The sequence below is a fragment of the Pseudomonas sp. genome, assembly GCF_041601375.1.
GTDB lineage: Bacteria > Pseudomonadota > Gammaproteobacteria > Pseudomonadales > Pseudomonadaceae > Aquipseudomonas.
On sequence record NZ_JBFIIG010000269.1, the window covers coordinates 1 to 4,207 of the forward strand.

Genomic DNA, 4,207 nt, shown 5'->3' on the forward strand with positions numbered 1-4,207 from the left:
ACACGCCGGCTAGCCGTGCAACGTCTTTTACTGAAGTCATGCAAACCAACCAGGCAGGGTGAGTCGCGAATCATGCCACAGCGCCGCCGCCTGCCGCGATGGGCAGCCGGAGGCGGCCGCCGGCGCGGGTTTGTTCACAGGCTCTCCACCCAGCCCGAGGCCAGGTGCCAGGCCTGGTGAATCGCCACCCGCCCGCTGCCGGCGCCGAACAGCTTCAGCCCGAGGCTGTCCGGCTGCGGATAGATGCGGCTGCTGAGGCTGAAGCTGCCGTCTGCGGCGAACACCTCGATGGAGGAGCGGTCGAGAAACACCCGCAGCCGTAGGGGTTCCCGGGCGGGCGCCAGCGCCACGCTGCGCTGACCGTCGACTCCTGCGCCCGAGCGGCTGCGGTCGAGCACCAGGCGCTGCAGCTGCGCGTCGTAGTAGAGCAGGGTCTGTTCCTGGCCATCGGCGCTGCAGCGCAAGGCAATGCCCAGGCGCCCGTCGCGGCAGTCGGCCACATCCAGTTGCAGCTCGAGTTCCAGCCGGTCGCCGCTCAACCCGGCAAGCGGCTGGCTGCCCGAGCCGTCCCAGCAGAGCGCGCCGTCCGCCAACAAGGGGGCTTGCCGTAGCGCCGCCAGTTCGCGCGCGGGGTAACTGTGCAGGCGGTCCCCATGCAGTTGCAGTTCGCGCGGCACACCGAGCATGCCGCACCAGTGTTGGGCCTTGCTCGGCATCGGGCTGTCCCACATGTCCAGCCAGGCCCAGAGCAGGCGCCGGCCGTCGGCGGCCAGCAGGGTCTGCGCGGCGTAGAAATCGTGGCCGTTATCCAGTTCGATAAAGGGCCCGCCAGTGAAGCGCCAGTCGCTGTCGAGCTGGCCGACCCGGTAGCCGGTCTGGAACTTGTTCAGCCGCTCGAAACCTTCGGGCTGCATGCCCTGGGGGGAATACAGCAGCACGTCCTGGCCGTCCAGGCGGAACAGGTCCGGGCATTCCCACATATAGCCGTCGCCCTCGCCGCCGCGGCTGGCATAGGCGAGGAACTCCCAAGTGCGCAGGTCGCTGGAGCGGTACAGCGGTAGCAGTGGCACGTCGCCCAGGCGCGCGCCGGCGATCAGGTACCAGTACTCGCCTTCGCGCCAGACCTTGGGGTCGCGAAAATGCATGATCGCGGCATCCGGCGCGGCCTCGATAACCACCCCGTGCTTGGCGAAATGCACGCCGTCGTCGCTGGTGGCCAGGCACTGGACCTGGCGGATGCTGCGCTCGTCGCCCACCGCGCCCAGCCAGGTATGTCCGGTGTAAAGCAGCGCCAGGCTGTCGCCGCAGACCACCGCGCTGCCGGAGAAGCAGCCGTGCCGGTCGAATTCGTCGCCCGGTTCCAGGGCGATGGGCAGGTGCTGCCAATGCACCAGGTCGCGGCTCTTGGCGTGCCCCCAGTACATCGGCCCCCAGCTCGGATCGAAGGGGTGGTGCTGATAGAACACATGGTATTCGCCGCGGAAGTACACCACGCCGTTCGGGTCGTTCATCCAGCCGGTTTTGGGGGCGAGATGGTAGCCGGGCCGATATTCGGGCGTGAGGGGGGCGCTGCCCTCGCTCGGCGGGCGCTGAGCGAGGTCGAGGAAAACAGGCATGCAAGTGCTCGGTGGGTTCATCAAGTGGCTCATGCGTAGCCCTGGGCGAGGGCGTGCAGGGTGGCGGCATCGGACGTGGGTTGGCGCGGCAGGCAGTTGCCGTCGGCATCGAACAGATGCAGGCCGGCGAACTCCGGGTGCAGTTCGACGCGGTCGCCGTGGCGCCATTCGGCAGTCGCCGCGCAGCGGCAGATCAGCGGCTCGTCCTCGCCAACATCGAGGTGCACATAGGTTTCGCAGCCCAGGTACTCGACGCCGACCACGCGCAAGCCGGCGTCGCCTTGCGCCTTCTGCAGGGTCAGGTGCTCAGGGCGGATACCCAGGGTCAGTTGGCTGTCGGCCGCCAGCGCGCTGCTGTCGAAGGGCAGGGTCGCCAGGCGACCGAGGGCCGGCGTCTCGATCGCGCTGTGCGGGCCGGGGGTGAGCAGGCGCGCCGACAGGAAGTTCATCCGCGGCGAGCCGAGAAAGCCGGCGACGAAACGGCTCACCGGCCGCTCGTAGAGCTCGCGCGGCGAGCCGACCTGTTCGATGCGCCCGGCATTGAGCACGACTATCTTGTCGGCCAGGGTCATCGCTTCCACCTGATCGTGGGTCACGTAGATCATGGTGGTGCCCAGGCTGGCGTGCAGCCGGGCGATCTCGTTGCGCATCTGCACGCGCAGGGCCGCGTCGAGGTTGGACAGCGGCTCGTCGAACAGCAGGATGTCCGGCTCGCGGGCCATTGCCCGGCCCATGGCCACGCGCTGGCGCTGGCCGCCGGAAAGCTCCTTGGGCTTGCGCTGCAACAGCTTGTCCAGCTGCAGCACCCGTGCGGTTTCCAGCACCCGCTCGCGCAGGCTGCGTTTCTCGGTCTTGGCCAGCTTGAGGCCGAAGCCGATGTTGTCGTAGACGCTCATGTGCGGGTACAGCGCATAGGACTGGAACACCATGCCGACCCCGCGCTCGCGCGGCTCCAGGTCGTTGACCCGGCGCCCGTCGATCAGCAGGTCGCCGGCGCAGATCGACTCGAGCCCGGCGATCAGCCGCAGCAGGGTCGACTTGCCGCAGCCCGAGGGGCCGACGAACACCACGAATTCGCCGCTGGCGATCTCCAGGCTGATGTCGCGCAGGATGCGCAGGCCGCCCAGTTGCTTGTTCACGTTGTCGAGTTGCAACTTGCTCATGCTGTGATTCCTTATTCTTGTGGGGTCAGCCCTTGAGCGCGCCGGTGGTGAGGCCGGACACGATGCGGCGCTGGAACACCAGCACCAGCAGCACCAGGGGCACTGTGACTATTACCGAGGCGGCCATCAGCAGGCCCCAGGGCAGCTCGTGCTGGCTGCCGCCGGAAATCAGCGCGATCGCCACTGGCACCGTGCGCTCCTGGTCGGTCAGGGTGAAGGTCAGGGCGAAGAGGAACTCGTTCCAGGCGGCGATGAACGCCAGCAGGCCGGTGGTCACCAGCGCCGGCCAGAGCAGCGGCAGCAGCACCCGGGTCAGCGCCACCCAGGGCGAGGCGCCGTCCATGATCGCGGCTTCTTCCAGCTCGCCGGGCAGCTGCCCGATAAAGGTGGTCAGCACCCAGACGGTGAACGGCAGGGTGAAGATGGTGTAGCTGAGGATCAGCGCCCAGGCGCTGTTGTACAGACCGAGGGCGCGGATCACCTCGAACAGCCCGGAGAGCACCGCGACCTGGGGGAACATCGACACGCCCAGCACCAGCAGCAGTACCGTAGCGCGGCCGCGGAACTTGACCCGGCCCAGGGCGTAGGCGGCGGTCAGGCTGAGGAACAGCGCCAGCGCCACCACGCAGAAGGCGACGAACACCGAGTTGCCGATGGCCTGCAGGAACGACGCCTGCTGCAGCACCGTGGCGTAATTGGAGAAGTCCGGCTTATCGAGCCAGTAGCTCACCTGGAACAAGGCGCTGGAGGGTTTCAGCGAGGTCAGCACGGCGTAGTAGAAGGGGAATACCGCGTACAGCAGCAGTACCCCGATCGCGCCGCAGAAGCCCAGGCGCAGTAATGCTTTTTTCAGTAGGCGCAGGTTCATCAGCGCACCTCCATTTGCCGGCGGCCGAGGTAGAGGTAGAGCACGGCGATCACCGCGACTATCAGGAACAGCAGGGTCGAGGCGGCGCTGCCGTAGCCGACATCCTGGAATTCCACCAATTGCTGGCGGGCGTAGATCGACATGCTCATGGTCGAGGAGGAGTTCGAGGTCAGCACATAGATGACGTCGAATACCCGCAGCGAGTCGAGGATGCGGAAGATCGCCGCCACCAGCAGCGCCGGCATCAACAGCGGCAGGGTGACCCGCCAGAACACCTTGAGCGGGTGCACGCCGTCGACCCGGGCCGCCTCGTAGCAATCGCCCGGCAACATCTGTAACGCGGCCAGCATCAGCAGCGCGACGAAGGGCACGGTCTTCCACACATCGACCATGATCACCGCCCACATCGACAGGCCGGCATCGGCGGTCCAGGCCAGGGGCGCGTCGATCAGGCCGAGGCCGAGCATCAGGTGATTGATGATGCCGAACTGGTCGTTGAGCATCCAGGCCCAGATCTTCGCCGAGACGATGGTGGGAATCGCCCAGGGGATCAGGATCAT

Annotated in this window: 4 protein-coding genes; all 4 read right to left on the reverse strand. The window is 67.1% G+C overall.

The features are described 5' to 3' along the window. Window positions 1–134 precede the first annotated feature (134 nt). The gene (locus ABZE94_RS20740) at window positions 135–1,616 is read right to left on the reverse strand and encodes a glycoside hydrolase family 32 protein (protein WP_372878016.1); all 1,482 of its coding nucleotides are present in this window, start codon (window positions 1,614–1,616) and stop codon (window positions 135–137) included. 29 nt (window positions 1,617–1,645) lie between these two features. Further along, on the reverse strand, window positions 1,646–2,779 hold the full coding sequence (locus ABZE94_RS20745; protein WP_372878018.1) for an ABC transporter ATP-binding protein: 1,134 nt from the start codon (window positions 2,777–2,779) through the stop codon (window positions 1,646–1,648). Between the two features lie 25 nt (window positions 2,780–2,804). Further along, complete coding sequence (locus ABZE94_RS20750) at window positions 2,805–3,647, reverse strand: carbohydrate ABC transporter permease (RefSeq protein WP_372878020.1); 843 nt, start codon at window positions 3,645–3,647, stop codon at window positions 2,805–2,807. Then, window positions 3,647–4,207, reverse strand: a 561-nt coding sequence (locus ABZE94_RS20755; protein WP_372878022.1) for a carbohydrate ABC transporter permease, incomplete at its 5' end; no start/stop codon positions are given. The genes ABZE94_RS20750 and ABZE94_RS20755, both read right to left, overlap by 1 nt.

What these genes read in the sequence shown, in the direction of transcription:
- ABZE94_RS20740 (WP_372878016.1), bottom strand. Translation starts at nt 1,616, where the DNA reads ATGCCTGTTTTCCTCGACCTCGCTCAGCGCCCGCCGAGCGAGGGCAGC.
- ABZE94_RS20745 (WP_372878018.1), bottom strand. Translation starts at nt 2,779, where the DNA reads ATGAGCAAGTTGCAACTCGACAACGTGAACAAGCAACTGGGCGGCCTG.
- ABZE94_RS20750 (WP_372878020.1), bottom strand. Translation starts at nt 3,647, where the DNA reads ATGAACCTGCGCCTACTGAAAAAAGCATTACTGCGCCTGGGCTTCTGC.